Annotated in this window: 18 protein-coding genes; 7 read left to right on the top strand and 11 right to left on the bottom strand. The window is 61.6% G+C overall.

What is annotated here, in order from left to right:
• The first annotated feature begins 393 nt into the window (after positions 1-393).
• The 3 genes from AC1Q9F_RS05095 (at position 394) to AC1Q9F_RS05085 (ending at position 2,200) form a co-directional block, all read left to right on the top strand.
• A complete protein-coding gene (locus AC1Q9F_RS05095; protein ID WP_007950541.1) occupies positions 394-864 on the top strand; it encodes a hypothetical protein in 471 nt (156 codons plus the stop codon).
• Positions 861-1,058 (top strand): hypothetical protein, encoded by a 198-nt coding sequence (locus AC1Q9F_RS05090; protein ID WP_492618772.1) that lies wholly within the window; start codon positions 861-863, stop codon positions 1,056-1,058. The genes AC1Q9F_RS05095 and AC1Q9F_RS05090 overlap by 4 nt, the downstream gene beginning before the upstream one ends.
• 128 nt (positions 1,059-1,186) lie before the next feature.
• Positions 1,187-2,200, top strand: a complete 1,014-nt coding sequence (locus AC1Q9F_RS05085; RefSeq protein WP_492618773.1) for an ABC transporter substrate-binding protein — start codon at positions 1,187-1,189, stop codon at positions 2,198-2,200.
• A gap of 37 nt (positions 2,201-2,237) precedes the next feature.
• Here the strand turns inward: AC1Q9F_RS05085 and AC1Q9F_RS05080 are convergent, their stop codons facing one another.
• A complete protein-coding gene (locus AC1Q9F_RS05080; protein ID WP_492618774.1) occupies positions 2,238-4,370 on the bottom strand; it encodes a TonB-dependent receptor in 2,133 nt (710 codons plus the stop codon).
• A 93-nt stretch (positions 4,371-4,463) separates the two neighbouring features.
• The gene (locus AC1Q9F_RS05075) at positions 4,464-4,850 is read right to left on the bottom strand and encodes a DUF2946 domain-containing protein (protein WP_085602912.1); all 387 of its coding nucleotides are present in this window, start codon (positions 4,848-4,850) and stop codon (positions 4,464-4,466) included.
• Positions 4,851-4,944: 94 nt separating this feature from the next.
• On the opposite strand from AC1Q9F_RS05075, the gene AC1Q9F_RS05070 reads away from it, so the two are divergent.
• Positions 4,945-5,385 (top strand): DUF3995 domain-containing protein, encoded by a 441-nt coding sequence (locus AC1Q9F_RS05070; RefSeq protein ID WP_007950535.1) that lies wholly within the window; start codon positions 4,945-4,947, stop codon positions 5,383-5,385.
• Here the strand turns inward: AC1Q9F_RS05070 and AC1Q9F_RS05065 are convergent.
• From AC1Q9F_RS05065 to AC1Q9F_RS05035, 7 genes are all read right to left on the bottom strand, one after another.
• A complete protein-coding gene (locus tag AC1Q9F_RS05065) occupies positions 5,382-5,744 on the bottom strand; it encodes a Na+/H+ antiporter subunit G (RefSeq protein ID WP_011334689.1) in 363 nt (120 codons plus the stop codon). The genes AC1Q9F_RS05070 and AC1Q9F_RS05065 overlap by 4 nt on opposite strands.
• Positions 5,741-6,019, bottom strand: a complete 279-nt coding sequence (locus AC1Q9F_RS05060) for a K+/H+ antiporter subunit F (RefSeq protein WP_007910754.1) — start codon at positions 6,017-6,019, stop codon at positions 5,741-5,743. The genes AC1Q9F_RS05065 and AC1Q9F_RS05060 overlap by 4 nt, the downstream gene beginning before the upstream one ends.
• Entirely contained in the window at positions 6,016-6,504 is a 489-nt protein-coding gene (locus tag AC1Q9F_RS05055; RefSeq protein ID WP_007950533.1) for a Na+/H+ antiporter subunit E, read from the bottom strand. The genes AC1Q9F_RS05060 and AC1Q9F_RS05055 overlap by 4 nt, the downstream gene beginning before the upstream one ends.
• Positions 6,501-8,180 carry a monovalent cation/H+ antiporter subunit D gene (locus AC1Q9F_RS05050; RefSeq protein ID WP_085602918.1) on the bottom strand — a complete coding sequence of 560 codons (1,680 nt, stop codon included), beginning with the start codon at positions 8,178-8,180 and terminating at the stop codon, positions 6,501-6,503. The genes AC1Q9F_RS05055 and AC1Q9F_RS05050 overlap by 4 nt, the downstream gene beginning before the upstream one ends.
• Complete coding sequence (locus tag AC1Q9F_RS05045; protein WP_003192163.1) at positions 8,177-8,521, bottom strand: Na+/H+ antiporter subunit C; 345 nt, start codon at positions 8,519-8,521, stop codon at positions 8,177-8,179. The genes AC1Q9F_RS05050 and AC1Q9F_RS05045 overlap by 4 nt, the downstream gene beginning before the upstream one ends.
• The gene (locus tag AC1Q9F_RS05040; protein ID WP_007950531.1) at positions 8,521-11,421 is read right to left on the bottom strand and encodes a monovalent cation/H+ antiporter subunit A; all 2,901 of its coding nucleotides are present in this window, start codon (positions 11,419-11,421) and stop codon (positions 8,521-8,523) included. Before AC1Q9F_RS05040 ends, AC1Q9F_RS05045 begins: the two co-directional genes overlap by 1 nt.
• Positions 11,422-11,527: 106 nt before the next feature.
• Positions 11,528-12,466 carry a DMT family transporter gene (locus AC1Q9F_RS05035; RefSeq protein ID WP_179694586.1) on the bottom strand — a complete coding sequence of 313 codons (939 nt, stop codon included), beginning with the start codon at positions 12,464-12,466 and terminating at the stop codon, positions 11,528-11,530.
• An 85-nt stretch (positions 12,467-12,551) separates the two neighbouring features.
• Here AC1Q9F_RS05035 and AC1Q9F_RS05030 point away from each other — a divergent pair, with 85 nt between their 5' ends.
• The 3 genes from AC1Q9F_RS05030 (at position 12,552) to AC1Q9F_RS05020 (ending at position 16,210) form a co-directional block, all read left to right on the top strand.
• Positions 12,552-13,115 (top strand): helix-turn-helix domain-containing protein, encoded by a 564-nt coding sequence (locus tag AC1Q9F_RS05030; protein WP_064597393.1) that lies wholly within the window; start codon positions 12,552-12,554, stop codon positions 13,113-13,115.
• A gap of 216 nt (positions 13,116-13,331) precedes the next feature.
• Positions 13,332-14,735: an LLM class flavin-dependent oxidoreductase gene (locus AC1Q9F_RS05025; protein ID WP_492618775.1), complete on the top strand. Its 1,404-nt coding sequence runs from the start codon at positions 13,332-13,334 to the stop codon at positions 14,733-14,735.
• A 59-nt stretch (positions 14,736-14,794) separates the two neighbouring features.
• A complete protein-coding gene (locus tag AC1Q9F_RS05020) occupies positions 14,795-16,210 on the top strand; it encodes an FAD/NAD(P)-binding protein (RefSeq protein WP_492618776.1) in 1,416 nt (471 codons plus the stop codon).
• A gap of 64 nt (positions 16,211-16,274) precedes the next feature.
• On the opposite strand, the gene AC1Q9F_RS05015 is transcribed toward AC1Q9F_RS05020, so the two are convergent.
• Together AC1Q9F_RS05015 and AC1Q9F_RS05010 are read right to left on the bottom strand one after the other, a co-directional pair.
• Positions 16,275-16,526 carry a hypothetical protein gene (locus tag AC1Q9F_RS05015; RefSeq protein WP_207983069.1) on the bottom strand — a complete coding sequence of 84 codons (252 nt, stop codon included), beginning with the start codon at positions 16,524-16,526 and terminating at the stop codon, positions 16,275-16,277.
• A 108-nt stretch (positions 16,527-16,634) separates the two neighbouring features.
• A complete protein-coding gene (locus AC1Q9F_RS05010; RefSeq protein ID WP_492618777.1) occupies positions 16,635-17,369 on the bottom strand; it encodes a substrate-binding periplasmic protein in 735 nt (244 codons plus the stop codon).
• Positions 17,370-17,490 lie beyond the last annotated feature (121 nt).

Here is a 17,490-nt window from a genome sequence, read left to right as displayed (position 1 = left end):
TGGATTGACCCGCATTTACTGGCCACTGCGGGTAGTCGCGAACAGCATCGCTGCTCTAGAATCGCCAACACCTGTTGACGGCATGGCGTTATCTAAAGCAATTTTTTGCGTACGATATGTCGGAAAAGTGATTTTCTTGGTGAGTTTTTTCCCTAAAGTTCGTAGTCAGTTTTCTCTGGCCGACCGTGACGCGTTTTCCTTCAACATTTGGAGAACGTCTTTGCAGGTTTCGCGAGTGGCATTCCAGTAGTCTTGTGCAACTCGCGTTGAATGAGCACTTTGCTCGCTCAGGCGTATATTCGAGTCATCGCGCAACACCTTAGGCCTGGCCGACTTTTTCTGCCGTGCGCGCTTTTCGCGTACGGCACTCTTTTCAAGTGTGGGGATGTTTCTTTGGCAGTCAGTAACCTCGATATGCATGCTTTGTTCGTGCTGGGTGATTTGCGGGCAAAGCTGGTCAAGCAGTTTCAATCGCGTTTTGTTTACATCACCGAGCAGAACGCCGAAGGCATTTACGTTGCCGAGATCGACACCGAAAGCGCATTGGTGGTCGATGACAAACCTGGCCTCAAGCTCAAGGTCGGCGATCATTTCAGCGCGTCGGTGCTGCCGAGCCGTGAAGGCGGCAAGATGGACATCCGCTTTCGCGAAATCAAAATGACGGTCTACGGTCTGGGCGACTACGCGTTTGTCACCACCGCCGACGGTCATGCCATCGTATTCAAGGAAGGCCATAGCGCGGTTACCGTGTTCGCCGCCAATGAACAACTGCAGGAAGGCCTGACCAAGACCCTGAAAGCCGTCACCGCCAAAGCCGCCAAGTGGCGCAAGGGCGAACTGGTGACGTTCAAGGCCAGCGAGTGAGCCGCGCTGATTTCCATTTGCAGAACCTCGACAGCGCCCGTGAAGAAGCACGTCGATTGTTCACGGCAAAGGTCGAAATGAAGGGCGCCTGGCTGGGGTGGGTCGCCTCGCAAATTTACGCCTTGCAGCCTGCGGAATACGCCAGCATGGTCAGACGCGAGCTGAAGAGCCTGCAGGAAATTTCTGAAAAGTAGCCTCATCCGTGTCATGCCCCTGAAAAAGCAGGAACCTCGTCTACAGTCAGTTGACTGAGTATTCAGAGGCTTGCGGTCTTCTGTCAGGCCATCCTGCTATTGCTGTGAACAGCACGAGGTGCAAAAGCATGAACGGATTTCGACGGTTGCTGGCCGCTGGCCTGACCTCCTTCGGCTTGATGACGGCGGTGCCTGCGGTGAGCGCGGCACAGGCGCCGATCCACTTCGCCGACCTGAACTGGGAAAGCGGCAGCCTGATCACCGATGTCCTGCGCATCATCGTCGAGAAGGGCTACGGCCTGCCGACCGACACCTTGCCGGGCACCACCATCACCCTCGAGACCGCACTGGCAAACAATGACATTCAGGTCATCGGCGAAGAGTGGGCCGGGCGCAGCCCGGTATGGGTCAAGGCCGAGGCCGAAGGCAAGGTCGCCAGCCTGGGCGACACGGTCAAAGGCGCCACCGAAGGCTGGTGGGTGCCGGAATACGTGATCAAGGGCGATCCGGCCAAGGGTATCAAGCCATTGGCACCGGACCTGCGCAGCGTCAGCGATCTGAAGAAATACAAGGACGTGTTCAAGGATCCGGAAACCCCGAGCAAGGGCCGGTTCCTCAACAGCCCGATCGGCTGGACGTCGGAAGTGGTGAACAAGCAGAAGCTCACGGCTTATGGCTTACAGGATGATTTCGTCAATTTCCGCAGCGGCTCCGGTGCGGCACTCGATGCCGAAATCAGTTCATCGATCCGCCGGGGCAAACCGGTTCTGTTCTATTACTGGTCGCCGACTCCGTTGCTCGGCAAGTTCAAGCTGATTCAACTGGAAGAACCGCCGTTCGATGCCGAGGCCTGGAAAACCCTGACCGACGCCGATAACCCCAATCCGAAACCGACCCGTTCACTGGCCTCTAAGCTGTCGATCGGGGTGTCCACGCCGTTCCAGAAACAGTATCCGCAGATTGCCGAGTTCTTCAGCAAGGTCGATTTTCCGATTGATGACCTGAACAAGGCGCTGGCCGAGATGAGCGAGAAACACACGGCGCCCCGGGATGCGGCGGTGGCGTTCATGAGGGCGCATCCGGATGTGTGGCAGGCGTGGCTGCCGAAGGATGTGGCGCAGAAGGTTCAGGCAGGTCTGTAGCGATGAGGCGAGGGCGCCAGGCCCTCGCCGAGTTGAATCAGAACCGTGTCTGCACAGCCAGCTCGAATGTACGCGGTGTGCCGAGGTAATACGCTGGCGACACATGGGCGAACTCGGCGTACACCTCATTCGTCAGGTTGCGTACCCGCCCGGTCACGGTGGTGTGCGAATCCACCTTGTAGCTGAGGAAGCTGCCAAACAGCGTGTACGAGGGCACGGTCATGGTGTTGGCATTGTCGGCGAACACCGACGCCACGTATCGCGCATCGACCCCGCCTTGCCATTGCGGCGAGAAATCGTAGGTCAGCCACAGATTGCCGACCCGGTCCGGCACGTTGGTTGGTGTGTTGCCCTTGCGGGAAACCACTACGCCGGCAGCGTTCTTCTCGTTGAACTCATCATATTGCGCATCGACCCAGGCGAAGTTGCCTTCGGCCAGCAACTTGTCGGTGATCCGCAAGGAGCTGGCAATTTCGATGCCCTTCGAAGTCTGCTGGCCGACCGGAATGCTGCTGGTCGGGTCCAGTGGATCCGTCACCGCGAAGTCTTTGCGCTCGATGGTGTAGGCGGCCACCGTCGCCGAGCCGCGCCCGTTCAGATAGTCGAACTTGCTGCCGATTTCCCATTGCTTGCCGGTCGAGACATCAAAGTCCTGGGTGCCGTTGGGCTGCTCGGCGGCGGTGCTGTATTGCACGTAGACATTGGCTGACGGAATGAACTGATACGTCAGGCCGACACGCCCGGTGACCGGCTCCCAGCTGCGCTTCAAATGACGCGGGTTGCTCGCGGTCACCGTGCGATGGTTGGTCACGTCGAGGTCGATATCGTCGTAGCGCAGGCCAGTGAGCAGCGAGAGTTTGTCGGTCAGTGCCAGGCGGTTTTCGGCAAACAGCGCTTTGGTGGTGACTTCGTTGGTCTTGTCGCTGACAAAACCCGGCATCGTTCCGGGAATGTCATAGAAATGCCCCGGTCGGTAGTTGTTCGGGTTCACCGTGCTGGCGCCTTTGACGTTCAGCGGCGAGTTGGTGGTCTGGTTGACCTTGTACTCGAAACCGCCGGACCAAGTGGTGTCGAGGCCGAACAGGCTGTTGTCGTGGCGCAGTTCGAACTGGTTGCCATTCTGCTCGCCCTGGTGTCGAACCTGATACGCAGTGGAGCGGTTCACCGCGCTGTTGTCGGCGTTGTATTGATAGGTTTCCAGGTTGCGGTAATCACGCTGGCTGTCGAGGTGATAGAGAGTGTTGCGCAGGGTGGTGCTGTCGTTAATCCGGTAGTCGATGATCGAGCGCACCCAGATTGTCCGCTGCTCGTAGCGGCCGTCCTCGACGTTGTAGTTGTTGAAGCGGTTGTGCTTGTCGATCTTCAACTCGCCGGCTTTGGGGTTGAGCACCGGCGTGCCCCAGTACGGGCTGTCCTCGTGTTCGTCCTGATATTCCAGGGCCAGGGTGTGCGACAGGTTCGGCGTCAGGTCGCTGAGCAGCGAGAACGCCACGCTCCAGGCATCGCGCTCCTGGCGGTCGATGTAGCCGTTGCTGGTGTTGTGGCTGACGTCGAGTCGTGCGTAGTGCTGCACGTCGGCACCGGGTTCGGTCAGCGCGTGGTTGAGGCCGAATGCGGTTTCGGTAGTGTCGTAGGTGCCATAACTGACTCGGCCTTCGATAGCTTGCTCGTCGCGCGTGGCCAGTTTGGTCACGTAGTTCAGCGAGCCACCGACCGAGCCTGCTCCGTTGATCAGCGAAGAGGGACCGCCGACCAGTTCCACCCGGTCATAAATCCACGAATCCACGGGGCGCGCCAGTCCGCCGGAAACGTTGATCCCGTTGAACATCTGGGTGATCTGGCTGCTGGTGAAACCGCGATAGGAGACGAACCCGCCAAAGCCAGGCGGCGCACTGGCATTCACACCCGGCAAGGTGTTGGCCGCGTCCTGAAAGTTTTGCGAGCCGTGACGTTCGATGTCGTTGCGGTTGGCGATGGCCACCGAAGCCGGGGTGTCGCGCACACTAAGGCCGAGGCGCGAGGCCATGCCGCTGGACTGGTCGAGGCTCAGGCCGGGTTCGGTGCCGGACTCGCCATCAATGGTGATCGGCGCCAGATCCACGGTGGATTGCGCCCAGACGTTGACGGACAGGCAGCCGCACAGGCTCGCCAGCAAGGTAAGTTGTTTCATCGATTGAATCCTGAATGCTTGTCTAGGAGTCAGCGCACAGGCGAACGCCGCGCGTTGGCGCAGTGGGCTGAAAAATCAAAAAGGCAAGGACACTCAGGCGAGTGGCGGGGCGCGAGGATTGGCCGAAGGCCAGATGAAGCGGGCGGGGAGGTCGGCGCTGACGATGACCGGCAGCGGCGGGCTGTGTTGTTCCGGCAGGATCGCCAGGGTCAGGCTGGAGTTGAACGCCGGGCCCATACCGCCGGTGGAGCACAGCGGACAGCCGAATGCTTTGGCCAGGGTCGGCAGTTTTTCTTCGGCGGGATTCGAGGCGAGCGGCGCCTGGGTGCTCGGGTCGACGGCGCAGAACTGGCCGCCGATACCGTTGAGCTGCATGCCGACCATTTGTCCGTGACCGATGCTGCAGGCGAACACGTTGAACAGGACGCAGCAATAGAGCATCCAGGCCAGCAGTGAGCGATCGGTACGGGTGAATTTCATGGGGCGGCACTTTACCGCACCGCCGACCGGTCGTGCACATGGAAAAATGCCGACTAGGATGTTTTGTTCAAATCCCTTGAAAGGATTCTCGACCATGACCTTTGTGTTGGCTCAATGGCTGGTGACGATATTTGCGGTGATCAGCCTGATGCATGTGTATTGGGCGATGGGTGGGCAGTGGGCGGCCGTGGCGGTGGTGCCGCAGGTTCCGGTGGATAACGGCGGGCTGACGCTCAGGCCGGCGTTCAAACCTTCAGGCTGGATCACGCTGGTGGTGGCGGCAGCCCTGCTACTGATTGCCGCACTGGTGTGCATGCGGGTGGGATGGTGGCTGCCCGCCGTGCATCACTGGGCGCTGCAATGGGTGATCAGCGCGATTGCGCTGCTGATGTTTGCGCGGGCGATTGGCGATTCGGAGCTGGTGGGTTTCTTCAAGGAAGTGAAGGGATCGCGGTTCGCCCGGCTCGACACTTGGGTTTACTCACCGCTGTGTCTGATATTGGGAGCCGGGCTGTTGGCTGTTGCCTGGATCTAGCTGCCGGTTTCAGTGCGCCGGCTGCTGACCTCGGCCGGCACATCATCGCCGGCCATGCGTTTACGGAACAACGCCGCCCGCGCCAAGAGCAAGGTGGTCACCGGCACGGTGATCGACAGCAGAATCGGGATCAGCCATGCGTGCAGCACCGGCCCGGACTTGAGCGCGGAAAAACAGATGATCGATGCCAGCGCCACGCACCACGCGCCGAGGGTCGAGGCCAGCGCCGGCGGGTGCATGCGCTGGAAGTAATCCTTCATCCGCAGCAGGCCGATCGCGCCGATCAGGGCGAACACGCCGCTGAGGACCAGCAGGATCGCCACCGGGATTTCCACCCAGAGAGACAGTTCAGCGTTCATTCGATCACCTCGCCACGCAGGAGGAATTTCGCCAGGGCAAACGAGCCGACGAAGCCGAACAGCGCGATCAGCAGCGCCGCTTCGAAGTAGGTGTCACTGGAATAACGAATCCCCAGGGTCAGCATCATCAGCATGGCGACGATGTACAGGTAATCCAGCGCCAGTACCCGGTCCTGCGCCGACGGGCCTTTGAACAGGCGCACCAGCGTGAGGACCATGGCCAGGGAAAACAGGAACAGCGTCAGCAGAATCGCGTTCGACAGCAGCGGGCTCATTCGAAAATCTCCATCAATGGCCGCTCGTAAGTGACCTTGAAGTGCTGGATGAACTGCGCCTCGTCATCCAGATCCCAGACGTGCAGCAACAGAATGCTGCGATCCAGCGCCAGTTCCGACCACACCGTGCCGGGCACGACCGTACAGATCATCGACAGCGCCGCCAGACCGTTGGCATCGCGCAGGTCCAGCGGCACCTTGATGAAACGTGAACGAAGTGGCCGGCGACCGGCATTGAGTACGCCCCAGGCCACCTGCAGGTTCGAGACGATCACATCGCGCCCGACCAGCAGAAACAATCGCAGGATCGTGCCCGGGCGGCGGATGTGAATGCGCTGCGGGCGCAGTTTGCGCATCATCAGCGGGGCGCAGAAACCGAGTACGGCACCCAGCAGCAGGTTGCCCGGGCTGACCGACAGATTCAGCACCAGCCACAGCAACCACAGCGCAAGCGACAACCACGGAGCAGGGAACAGACGCTTCATGGTTGCACCTCCAGCAGCGCGGCTTTGGCTTCCGGGCTCGGCACGGCGCGGGTGCCGAGCACTGCCATCACGTATTGCTGCGGATTGTTCAGGGCATCGGCCGCTGCCTGGGTGTAACGCAGCAGCGGTTCAGCCTTGAAGGTCAGCGCGATGCTCAGGCCGAGCAGCAGGAAAATCGGCGTGCATTCCAGTTTGCGCAGCAGGGGCGACGGGCGCTCTTCAGGCGACCAGAAGCGCTGGATGCCCAGACGCGAGAACGCCATCAGCGAGCCGAGCCCAGTGAGGATCAGCAGGGCCAGCAACGCCCAGGCGGCATTCGAGATCGGTTCGCCGGCGCCGAGGCCCAGCGGATTGAGCAGGGCGCCGATCAGGCTCAGCTTGCCGATGAATCCGGACAGCGGCGGCATGCCGATGATCAGCAGCGCGCAGGCAATGAAGCTCAGACCGAGGAAGGCCATGGTCCACGGGATCACCTGACCGACCACGGCTTTCTGATCGTCGTCGAGGTTGATGCCCTTGACCGGACGCTGCCATTCCTGCGGACGTGGCAGCAGTTCGTTTTCATCTTCCAGCGGTACTTCGATGGCGGTGCGCGAACGCTCGATCAACTCGGCCAGCAGGAACAGCGCGCTCAACGCCAAGGTCGAGCTGACCAGATAGAACAGCGCCGCACCAATCAGGTTCGGCTGGGCGAAACCCACGGCCGACAGCAGGATCCCCGCCGACACCAGAATGCTCAGGCTGGCCATGCGTTCCAGGCGTTGCGCGGCAATGATCGCCACGCCTGCGCCGGCCATGGTCGCCATGCCGCCGTAGATCAGCCAGTCACCACCGAAATACGCTGAAGCGCCAGCCTGACCCGAGAACAGCAGCGTCCAAAGACGCAGCAAGGTATAGACGCCGACCTTGGTCATGATCGCGAACATCGCCGCCACCGGTGCGCTGGCCGACGAGTAGGCCGGCACCAGCCAGAAGTTCAGCGGCCACATGCCGGCCTTGGCGAGGAACGCCACGGCCAGAATCCCTGCGCCGGCATGCAGCAGGCCACGGTCGGCCTCCGGCACCAGCGGGATCTTCAGGGCCAGATCCGCCATGTTCAGCGTGCCGGTCACACCGTAGATCAACGCCGCGCCGATCAGGAACAGCGACGACGCCAGCAGGTTGATCGAGATGTAATGCAGCCCCGACGAGACCCGCGCCCGGCCCGAGCCATGAAGCAAAAGGCCGTAGGACGCGGCCAGCAATACCTCGAAGAACACGAACAGGTTGAACAGGTCCGCCGTCAGGAATGCACCGTAAAGGCCCATCAGCTGAATCTGGAACAGGGCGTGAAAGCTCGACCCGGCGCCGTCCCAGCGGGCCATGGCGAACAACAGGGCGCTGACGCCTATGATCCCGGTCAGCACCAGCATCAATGCCGACAGGCGATCGACCACCAGCACGATGCCGAACGGCACCTGCCAGTTGCCCGGCAGGTACACGCCGATCGAGCCGGGCACGCCGGTGGTCTGGGTCCATTGCAGCAGCATCACCGAGATGCCGAGGCCGAGAAGGCTGGAGAACAGGTTGATTTTCGCCTTCAGCGGACGGTGCTTTTCGCCGAGCATCAGCATGATAGCGGCGGTCAGCAGCGGCAGCAGGATCGGTGCGGCGATCAGGTGAGTCATCGCCGTCATTCCTTGGGCTCCCTTCCGTCAACGTGGTCGGTGCCGGTCAGGCCCCGTGAGGCCAGCAGCACCACCAGGAACAATGCGGTCATGGCGAAACTGATGACGATGGCCGTCAGCACCAGCGCCTGGGGCAGCGGGTCGGTGTAATTGAGCAGATCCTGCGGCACGCCGTCCTTGATGATCGGCTCCTTGCCGATGAACAGGCTGCCCATGCTGAAGATGAACAGATTGACGCCGTAGGACAGCAGGCACAGGCCCATCACCACCTGGAACGTCCGTGGCCGCAGGATCAGCCAGACCCCGGACGCGGCGAGCACGCCGATGGCGATTGCGATGACTTCTTCCATCAGACGGCTCCTTTGGCGGCAGCGGTTTTGTGGCCCCGGACCGATTGGTGGGCGAGGGCGGTGAGGATCAGCAAGGTCGAGCCGACCACCACGGCGTAGACGCCGATATCGAAGAACAGCGCGCTGGCGATATGGATATCACCCAGCAGCGGCAGGCTGAAATGCCAGGTGTGGGTGGTGAGGAACGGATAACCGACCGCCATCGCCCCGAGACCGGTGACGGTGGCGAACAGCAGGCCGGTGCCCATCCAGCGCAGCGGTCGCAGGCTCATTTGCGCCTCGACCCACTGGGTGCCGGCGACCATGTATTGCAGGATGAACGCCACCGACATCACCAGACCGGCGACGAATCCGCCACCCGGCTGGTTGTGCCCGCGCATGAACAGGTAGAACGACACCACCAGCGCAATCGGCAGCAACAGACGCACCAGCACCGCCGGCACCATCATGAAACCGAGCGCGGTGTCGCTGGCCGAGCGCGGGTTGACCAGATCGGTAACCACGTCGGGGGCGAGTAAGCGCTGCTGGGCCGGCAGTTGCAGGCTTTCTTTCGGTGGGCGGAAGCGACGCAGCAGGGCGAACACGGTCAGGGCTACGGCGGCCAGCACCGTGATTTCGCCAAGGGTGTCGAAACCACGGAAATCCACCAGCATCACGTTGACCACGTTGCTGCCACCGCCCTCGGGCAGGGCACGGCTCAGGTAGAACGAGGAAATATCGTTCGGCGTTTGCCGGGTCAGCATGGCGTAGGACAGCAGCGCCATGCCGCCGCCGACAGCAATCGACAGCAGCAAGTCGCGCAGACGCCGCACCCGCGCCTTGCGCAGGCTGCTTGGCAACGGTGAAACCTCTTCGATCCGCCGTGGCAGCCAGCGCAGACCGAGCAGGATCAGCACCGTGGTCACCACTTCGACCACCAGTTGCGTCAGGGCCAGATCCGGCGCCGAGAACCAGACGAAGGTCACGCAGGTCATCAGGCCGCAGACGCTGACCATGGTCAGGGCGGCGAGACGGTGATACTTGGCTTGCCATGCGGCGCCGAGGGCGCAGGCTATTGCCAGCAGCCAAAGGGTCACGAACACGATCGAGCCCGGGATCTTCGGCCGGTCGCCCCAGCTCAGGCTGCTGTGCAGCATCGGGATCAGGCCGGCCAGCACTGCCGCCAACACCATCAGGAACAGCTGGGTTTGCAGACGCTTGGTGCCGATGCGCCGCTCCAGCCGCCGGGCCAGACGCATCATCGCCACCAGGCTGCGCTCGAACAGGCGCTTGCCGTTGAAGCGGCCTACCAGTGGCGGGAATTTGAAACGACCGCGCTTTAGCTGATTGCGCAGCAACAGATAGACCACGATGCCGCCGGACATGGCGATCAGACTCATGATCATCGGTGCATTGAGGCCGTGCCAGATCGCCAGGCTGTATTCCGGCAGCACGCCACCCACCACCGGCAATGCGGCAGCGGCCAGCAACGGGCCTACAACCTGGGCCGGGAAAATCCCCACCAGCAAACAGGTGAAGACCAGTAACTCAACTGGCGCGCGCATCCAGCGAGGTGGTTCGTGCGGAGTGTGCGGCAGGTCGGTGGCGGTCGGGCCGAAGAATACGTCGACGGTGAAACGCAGCGAGTACGCAACGCTGAAAGTGCCGGCGATGGTCGCCACGATTGGCAGCGCAGCTTCAACCCACGCCGTGGCGTTGATGAACACGGTTTCGGCGAAGAACATCTCTTTCGACAGGAAGCCGTTGAGCAGCGGTACGCCGGCCATGGACGCACTGGCCACCATCGCCAATGTGGCGGTGAACGGAATCAGTTTGAACAGGCCGTTGAGCTTGCGGATGTCGCGGGTGCCACTTTCGTGGTCGATGATCCCGGCGGCCATGAACAGCGAAGCCTTGAAGGTCGCGTGGTTGAGAATGTGGAACACCGCCGCGACGGCAGCCAGCGGACTGTTCAGGCCCAGCAGCAGCGTGATCAGGCCGAGGTGGCTGATGGTCGAGTAGGCCAGCAGTCCCTTGAGGTCGTTCTGGAACATTGCGCAGTACGCGCCGAGCAACAGCGTGGCGGCGCCGGCGCCGCTGACGATGTAGAACCATTCTTCGCTGCCGGACAGCGACGGCCACAGCCGGGCCAGCAGGAAAACCCCGGCCTTGACCATGGTCGCCGAGTGCAGGTATGCCGAAACCGGTGTGGGTGCCGCCATCGCGTGCGGCAGCCAGAAGTGGAAGGGGAACTGGGCGCTTTTGCTGAGAGCGCCGATAAGAATGAGGGGAAGCAGGATGGGGTAGAGGGCATGTGCGCGAATCAGATCGCCGGCGGCCAGGACCTTGTCCAGGTCATAGCTGCCGACCACATGGCCGAGGATCATGACCCCCGCCAGCAGACACAATCCCCCGGCACCAGTGACCATCAACGCCATGTAGGCGCCGCGGCGCGCGTCGTGGCGGTGGTGCCAGTAGCCGATCAACAGGAACGAGAAGAGGCTGGTCAGCTCCCAGAAGAACACGATCTGAATCAGGTTGCCGGAGATCACCAGCCCGAGCATGGCGCCCATGAACGCCAGAAAGAACGCAAAGAAACGCGGCACCGGATCGTCCGGCGACATGTAATAGCGGGCATATAAAGAGACGAGGGTGCCGATGCCCAGCACCAGCATCGAGAACAGCCAGGCGAAGCCGTCCATGCGCAGGACGAAGTTCAGGCCCAGGCTGGGCAGCCACGTGAATTCTTCGCGAATCACGCCGCCGTGGGCGATCTGCGGGTACAGCAGCGCGACCGAGACAGTGCCGATCAGTGCGACCAGGCCTGCCAGCAGGGATTCGGCATTACGTGCGTTGTGCGGCAGCACGGCTGCCAGACAGCTGCCCAGAAAAGGCAGAAGCAGTAGAACTATCAGGGACATAGGCTTCTAATCTGCGGAAGTTTGTGAAGCATCATACGTGCCAGCTCCCGGATCGCCAAACGCGAGGATGTCTCTGAATCCTACAAAGTAGCCGTAAAACCCGCGTTTAGCCTTCGGTCTCGTGCTCCAATTCTTCCGTGACCGTTTGTGTCTCTTTGCCTTTGGTCTTCAATTCGCTGACGATCACCGCCGCCACGATCAGTCCCGCACCCACCAATGCAATCGCTGGCAGACGCTCACCCGCAATGCGACCGACGATCCCGGCCCACACCGGCTCACCGGCGTAGATCAAGGTTGCGCGGGTCGGCGAAACACTTTTCTGTGCCCAGTTCATCGCCACCTGAATCGCCGCACTCATCGCGCCCAGGCCCAGGGCAGTGCTCAGCAACAACCACGAGAAATCCGGAATCGCCTCGCCGGTCGGCACCACCATCAAAAACGACAGCACCGAAGTCGTCGCCAGTTGCACGACGGTTACGCGACGCACATCGACCTGCCCGGCATAGTTACTGATCAGGATGATTTCGGCCGCTATCGCAATGGCGCTGATCAGCGTGGCGATTTCACCGGGGCTGAAATTCAGCGAAGCACCGGATGGCCCGGAGAGCAGCATCAGCCCGGTAAACGCCAGCATGATGCCGATGCTCGGCATCAACCCCGGGCGCCGACCGAGAACCAGCCATTGCAGCAGCGGCACGAATGGCACGTACAACGCCGTGATGAACGCCGACTGACTGCTCGGGATGCTCTGCAAACCGACAGTCTGCAAACCATAACCGAGCATGATCGCCACGCCGATAAAGGCGCCGGCCTTGAGTTCGAACAAGGTCAGTTCACGCAGATGTTTCCAGGAAAACAGCGCAACGATGCTCGCGGCGGCGGCAAAGCGCAGGCCGACGAAAAACATCGGACCGCTGACGGTCATCGCGTGCTGCACCAGCAGAAAGGTGCCGCCCCAGAGCATGGTGATCAGCACCAGCACGCACTCGGCTTTGCTGAACCGGGAAAACCGCAGGGGAGTTTGAGGGGAGTTGGCTGACGTCATGACCTTGCGCACTTTTAAGGAGGGGACGCACAATGCGCCAAATGTTGCGCAGTATACTGCCCAACCCCAGCCAGTGAGCAATATAGTGCACAGAGATTCCGTACAGCGGGCTTCGGTCCTGCAACACGTCAGTCAGAACGTCCGACGCCTGCGACACGCCGCCGACATGAGCCAGACGGCCCTCGCGGAAAAGTCCGGGGTCAGCCGGCGGATGCTGGTGGCCATCGAGGCCGGCGAGAAGAATGTCAGCCTGACCACCCTCGACCGCGTCGCCGAAGCCCTCGAAGTGGCCTTCAGCGATCTGATTCAGGCCCCGGACAACCGCGATCCCGGTCGTATCAACGAACTCGCCTGGGCCGGCAGCATCCCCGGCAGCAAAGCCGTTTTGCTGTCCAAAGCCAACGCCACTCGCGCGGTGGAACAGTGGGAATGGTGCCTGCAACCGGGCGAGGTCTATCCGTCGCAACCGGACGCCGAGGGCTGGAGCGAGCAGATTTTCGTATTCGAGGGCTGCCTGACGCTGATGCTCGGCGATCAACCCCAGCGCATCGCGGCAGGCGAGTTTTTCATGTTCGCCAGCAACCAGCCGCACACCTATCGCAATGACGGGGAAGTGGCGGCGCGGTTCGTGCGCAATGTGGTGATCTGACTGTTGCAGGGCCGACAGCGGATAAACAGTTTGCTCCATTCAGCGTGCAGACTGCTTTAGGTTGTTATCTCAATCTATTGATAAATAAATAAAATATATTCAGGCACGACTCCTGCTAAAGGTTCTGGATCCTCATCCGGAAACCACGGAGTCGCCTCACATGATCGCTTCAAATCAAACCGCTAAACGCCTCCCGAACATCGGGAGTGCCATCTGATGCCTCGCGAAATCCGTCTCAACGCCTTCGACATGAACTGCGTCGGCCACCAGTCGCCGGGCCTGTGGGCTCACCCTCGGGATCGTTCCTGGCAGTACAAGGATCTGGAGTACTGGACCGATCTGGCGAAAATCCTTGAGCGTGGCAAGTTCGACGGCTTGTTCATCGCCGACGTGCTGGGGATCTACGACGTGTACAACGGCAATGGCGAAGCGGCGATCCGGCAGGCGGCGCAGGTACCGGTCAACGATCCGTTGCAACTGATCCCGCCGATGGCGCTGGTCACCGAGCATCTGGGGTTTGGCCTGACCGCTTCGTTGTCCTTCGAGCATCCGTATCCATTCGCCCGACGCCTGTCGACCCTTGATCACCTGACCAAGGGCCGCGCCGGCTGGAACATCGTCACGTCTTATCTGGAGAGCGGTGCAAAGAACATCGGTCAGCAAGCCCAGACCGAACACGACGCGCGCTATGACTTCGCCGAGGAATACCTGGAGGTCTGCTACAAACTCTGGGAAGGCAGTTGGGGAGAGGGCGCAATTCTGCGGGATCGCGAGCGCCGCATCTTCAGTGACCCGAGCAAGATCCACGAAATCCGCCACCACGGGAAACACTTCCAGGTGCCGGGCATTCACCTTTGCGAACCGTCGCCGCAGCGTACGCCGGTCCTCTATCAGGCGGGTGCTTCAAGCCGGGGCAAGCAGTTTGCCGCCGAGCACGCCGAATGCGTGTTTGTCGCTGCCCCGTCGAAAGTGCTGCTGAAGAAAACCGTGGCCGACATCCGCCGCCGCGCCGCCGAGGCCGGACGCGATCCGTCGAAGATCCTGATCTTCAACCTGCAAACCGTGATCCTCGGCGAGACCGACGCCAAGGCCAAGGCCAAGTTCGAGGAGTACAAATCCTGGGTCAGTTACGAGGGCGCGATGGCGTTGATCTCGGGCTGGACCGGCATCGACTTCAGCCGCTTCAAACCGGACGAGCCGCTCAAACACGTGCACACCAATGCGATTCAGTCTGCGGTCGAGGCATTTTCCACGGCGGATCCGAATAAGGTCTGGACCCCCAACGAACTGGCCGACTGGGTCGGCATCGGCGGCTTCGGCCCGTTGTTCGTCGGCAGCCCGGAAACGGTAGCGGATCTGTTGCAGGAATGGGTCGACGAAACCGACGTCGACGGCTTCAACCTGGCCTACGCGCTGACTCACGAAACCTTCATCGATGCCGTGGAATTGCTGGTGCCGGAGTTGCAGAAGCGCGGTGTTTACAAGACCGAGTACGCGCCGGGGACCTTGCGCGAAAAGCTGTTTGGCGAAGGGCCGAGACTGCCGGAGATCCATCCGGGCAGCGGCTATCGAAACCTTGGTGAGCTGCATCGACAGGAGAAAAAAGTCGCGTCCGTCTAGACGTCTTCGCGGCGTCTGAATGACACTGGCCCGAGCATATCCTCAGCTGCGAGAACGGCATGACTCAAACCGATACGACCGTCCACCGTCACGCCGACATCCTGATTGTCGGCGGCGGCCTCAGCGGCACGATGCTGGCGGTGCAATTGCTGCGTTTGCCGGGGCGCAGAACGATTCTGGTGATCGAGCCCCGGGCCGAATTGGGCCGGGGTGAAGCGTACAGCGCGGTGGAGCTGGGCCACACGCTTAACGGTAACGCGGCGCGGATGAGCGTCGATCCGGACAATGCCGATGACCTGACCCAATGGCTGACCGATCACATCGCTGGCGGTGGCTGGCCGGAGTCGGATCAGCAGCACGTGCCGGTCAGCGAACTGTTTCCACCACGGGGGCTGTTCGGCGTGTACGTGCAGCAGCGTCTGGCGGAGGCGCAGCAGGTGGGCGCGCAACACGGTTCGACGGTCGAGCATGTGCGCGCCGAAGTGGTCGATGTTCAGGCTTTCAGCGATTCCCTGCAGCTCACCTTGAGTGACGGCCAGCAATTGCAGGGCGCTCATGCAGTGCTTGCAACCGGGATGTTCCCGGCTGCCCGCACACCGCAAAAAGAATCCTGCGGCCTCAACGCGGCGGCACTCGATCCGTGGGATGTCTCGGCCATGCGTCAGCTCGATCCGCAGTCGACGGTGCTGATCATCGGTTCCGGCCTGACCATGGTCGATGCCGTGGTGTCGCTGGAGCAGGCCGGGCATCGTGGGCCGATCGAGGTGTTTTCCCGGCACGGGCTGTTGCCCCATGTGCGTCGGCAACCGCTCGCGTGGGTGGACTTCCTCGCCGAGAATCACAGTATCCGCACGCCACGCCAATTGCTGCGTGAATTGCGCCGGCATTGTCGCGACGCCATCACCCAAGGTATCGACTGGCAGGCGCCGCTCGACACCGTGCGTGCGCACATCGGCCGGTTATGGAGTCAGGCCAGCGATGTGCAGCGCCGGCAATTCGTCCGGCATGTGCGGCCGTGGTGGGAAAGTCATCACCATCGTTCGCCGCCGCTGAGTGCAGAACTGGTCGAGCGTCTGCACCGGGAAGGGCGATTGCGCATTCAGGCGGCGTCTTACAAGGGGCTTGAGCCGGTATCGGGCGACGGCGTGAGTATCCGCGTTCGCCCTCGCGGCGAGGCTGAAACCCGCGTAGTGCAGGGCGCGGCGTTGATCAATTCCAGCGGCATCGAATACGACTGGCGCCGGGTCGCACGACCCTTGCCACAGCAGTTGTTGACGCGCGGTCTGGTTCGGCCGGGGCCATTGGCGCTGGGCATCGAGGCCGCAGTGGACGGCGCTGTGCTGGATGAAGAGGGTCGGGTCTCGAACCGCTTGTTCGCCATGGGCCCGCCGCTGCGTGGCATGTGGTGGGAAAGCACCGCCGTCACCGATGTGGCTTCGCAGGCCAAGGCACTGGCCGCGCGATTGGTACGCTGACGGCCAAATGCAAGAAACCCCGCTTCGGCGGGGTTTCCTGTTTCTGGCAGCTCAAACCGATTACTCAGTAGCGCTGATATTTGGAACCGAATTCCGGGCGATTTTCCGCGACGTACAGTTTGGTCTGTTCGGCGTTCTGTTGCAGGTTGAGGCTGCCTTTGTGTTCGGCATCGATGCTGACGGTGTCGACGTTCAGGGTGCCCGACTGGCCAACGGTTGCCGCCGCGACAACCGGAGTGCTGGCGTGTGGGGCAGCGATGGCGGAGGTGGCGCCGATCAGGGAAACGATGAAGCCGAGTGCGATGATGTCTTTCATGATGTTGCTCCAGAGAGTGGGGAGAAGATGGAGCCCACTCTAGTGCTGGAGAGATTTGATGTGAAAACACCCTTGCGCATAGTCGTTATCGAAGGCGTTGATGCCTGATCAGCGCGGTAGGGTATTGCTCAGCCAGCGCTGGCGCAGCTGCTCCAGACGGCCATCGGCCCGCAATGTATCCAGCGCCTGCTGCCAGCGTGCGACCTGTTTCGGATCGGTCTGCGGCGAAAAGGCAATGTAGGTGTTCTGTTTCATCAATGGGATCTGGTACTGCAAGCGTCCCGGCTCCATGCCTTGTTCGCGGGCGAGGGCGGCTTTGGACCAGGTATCGGAGACCACGAAATCGGTACGCCCCAGGCTGAACAGTCGCATCATCTGCTCCGGGGTTTCCACGCCGTAGAGATTGTTCAGGTCTTGCCCTTGCAGGTAGCTGTAGACCAGCCATTTGCGCGGCACGGTGATCCGGCCCAGATGATCGGCTTCACGCAGGCTGTGCACGGGAGGCTGGAGATTGTCGCGGGCGTACAGCGCGGTTTCGACTTCGATCAGCGGCCCGACCCATTGATAGCGATCGTCGCGTTCGTCGGTACGCAACACGGTGAATACGCCCGTGTCGGGCGTGTCGCTGGCCATGCGCAGGGCGCGCAGCAGCGGGACTTGTTGCAGATGGATGCGGTCGCCGGTCTGGGTCGCCAGGGCCTGCACCACGTCCACCCCGAATCCTGCGAGCTGATTGCCTTGCATGAAATGCAGGGGCGGGTGGTTGTCGGTGAGCAGTTGCAGGTCCGCCGAGTTGGCCGTCAGGGCCAGCATGGACAGCAGACAGGCGGCAAATCGTTTCATGGATCGTCCCTGAACAAATCAATCGCGCAGCTTAGTACGAGCCATGACGGCTGTCGTGGGGAAACAGCGGGGCTTTTGTGTCAGAGAACAAGGCTTATCGGTAGTGAACGCTGCGGGGGCA

The sequence above is a fragment of the Pseudomonas sp. GW823-FHT04A03 genome (assembly GCF_058796615.1).
This window is presented reverse-complemented; position numbering and strand designations above follow the sequence as displayed.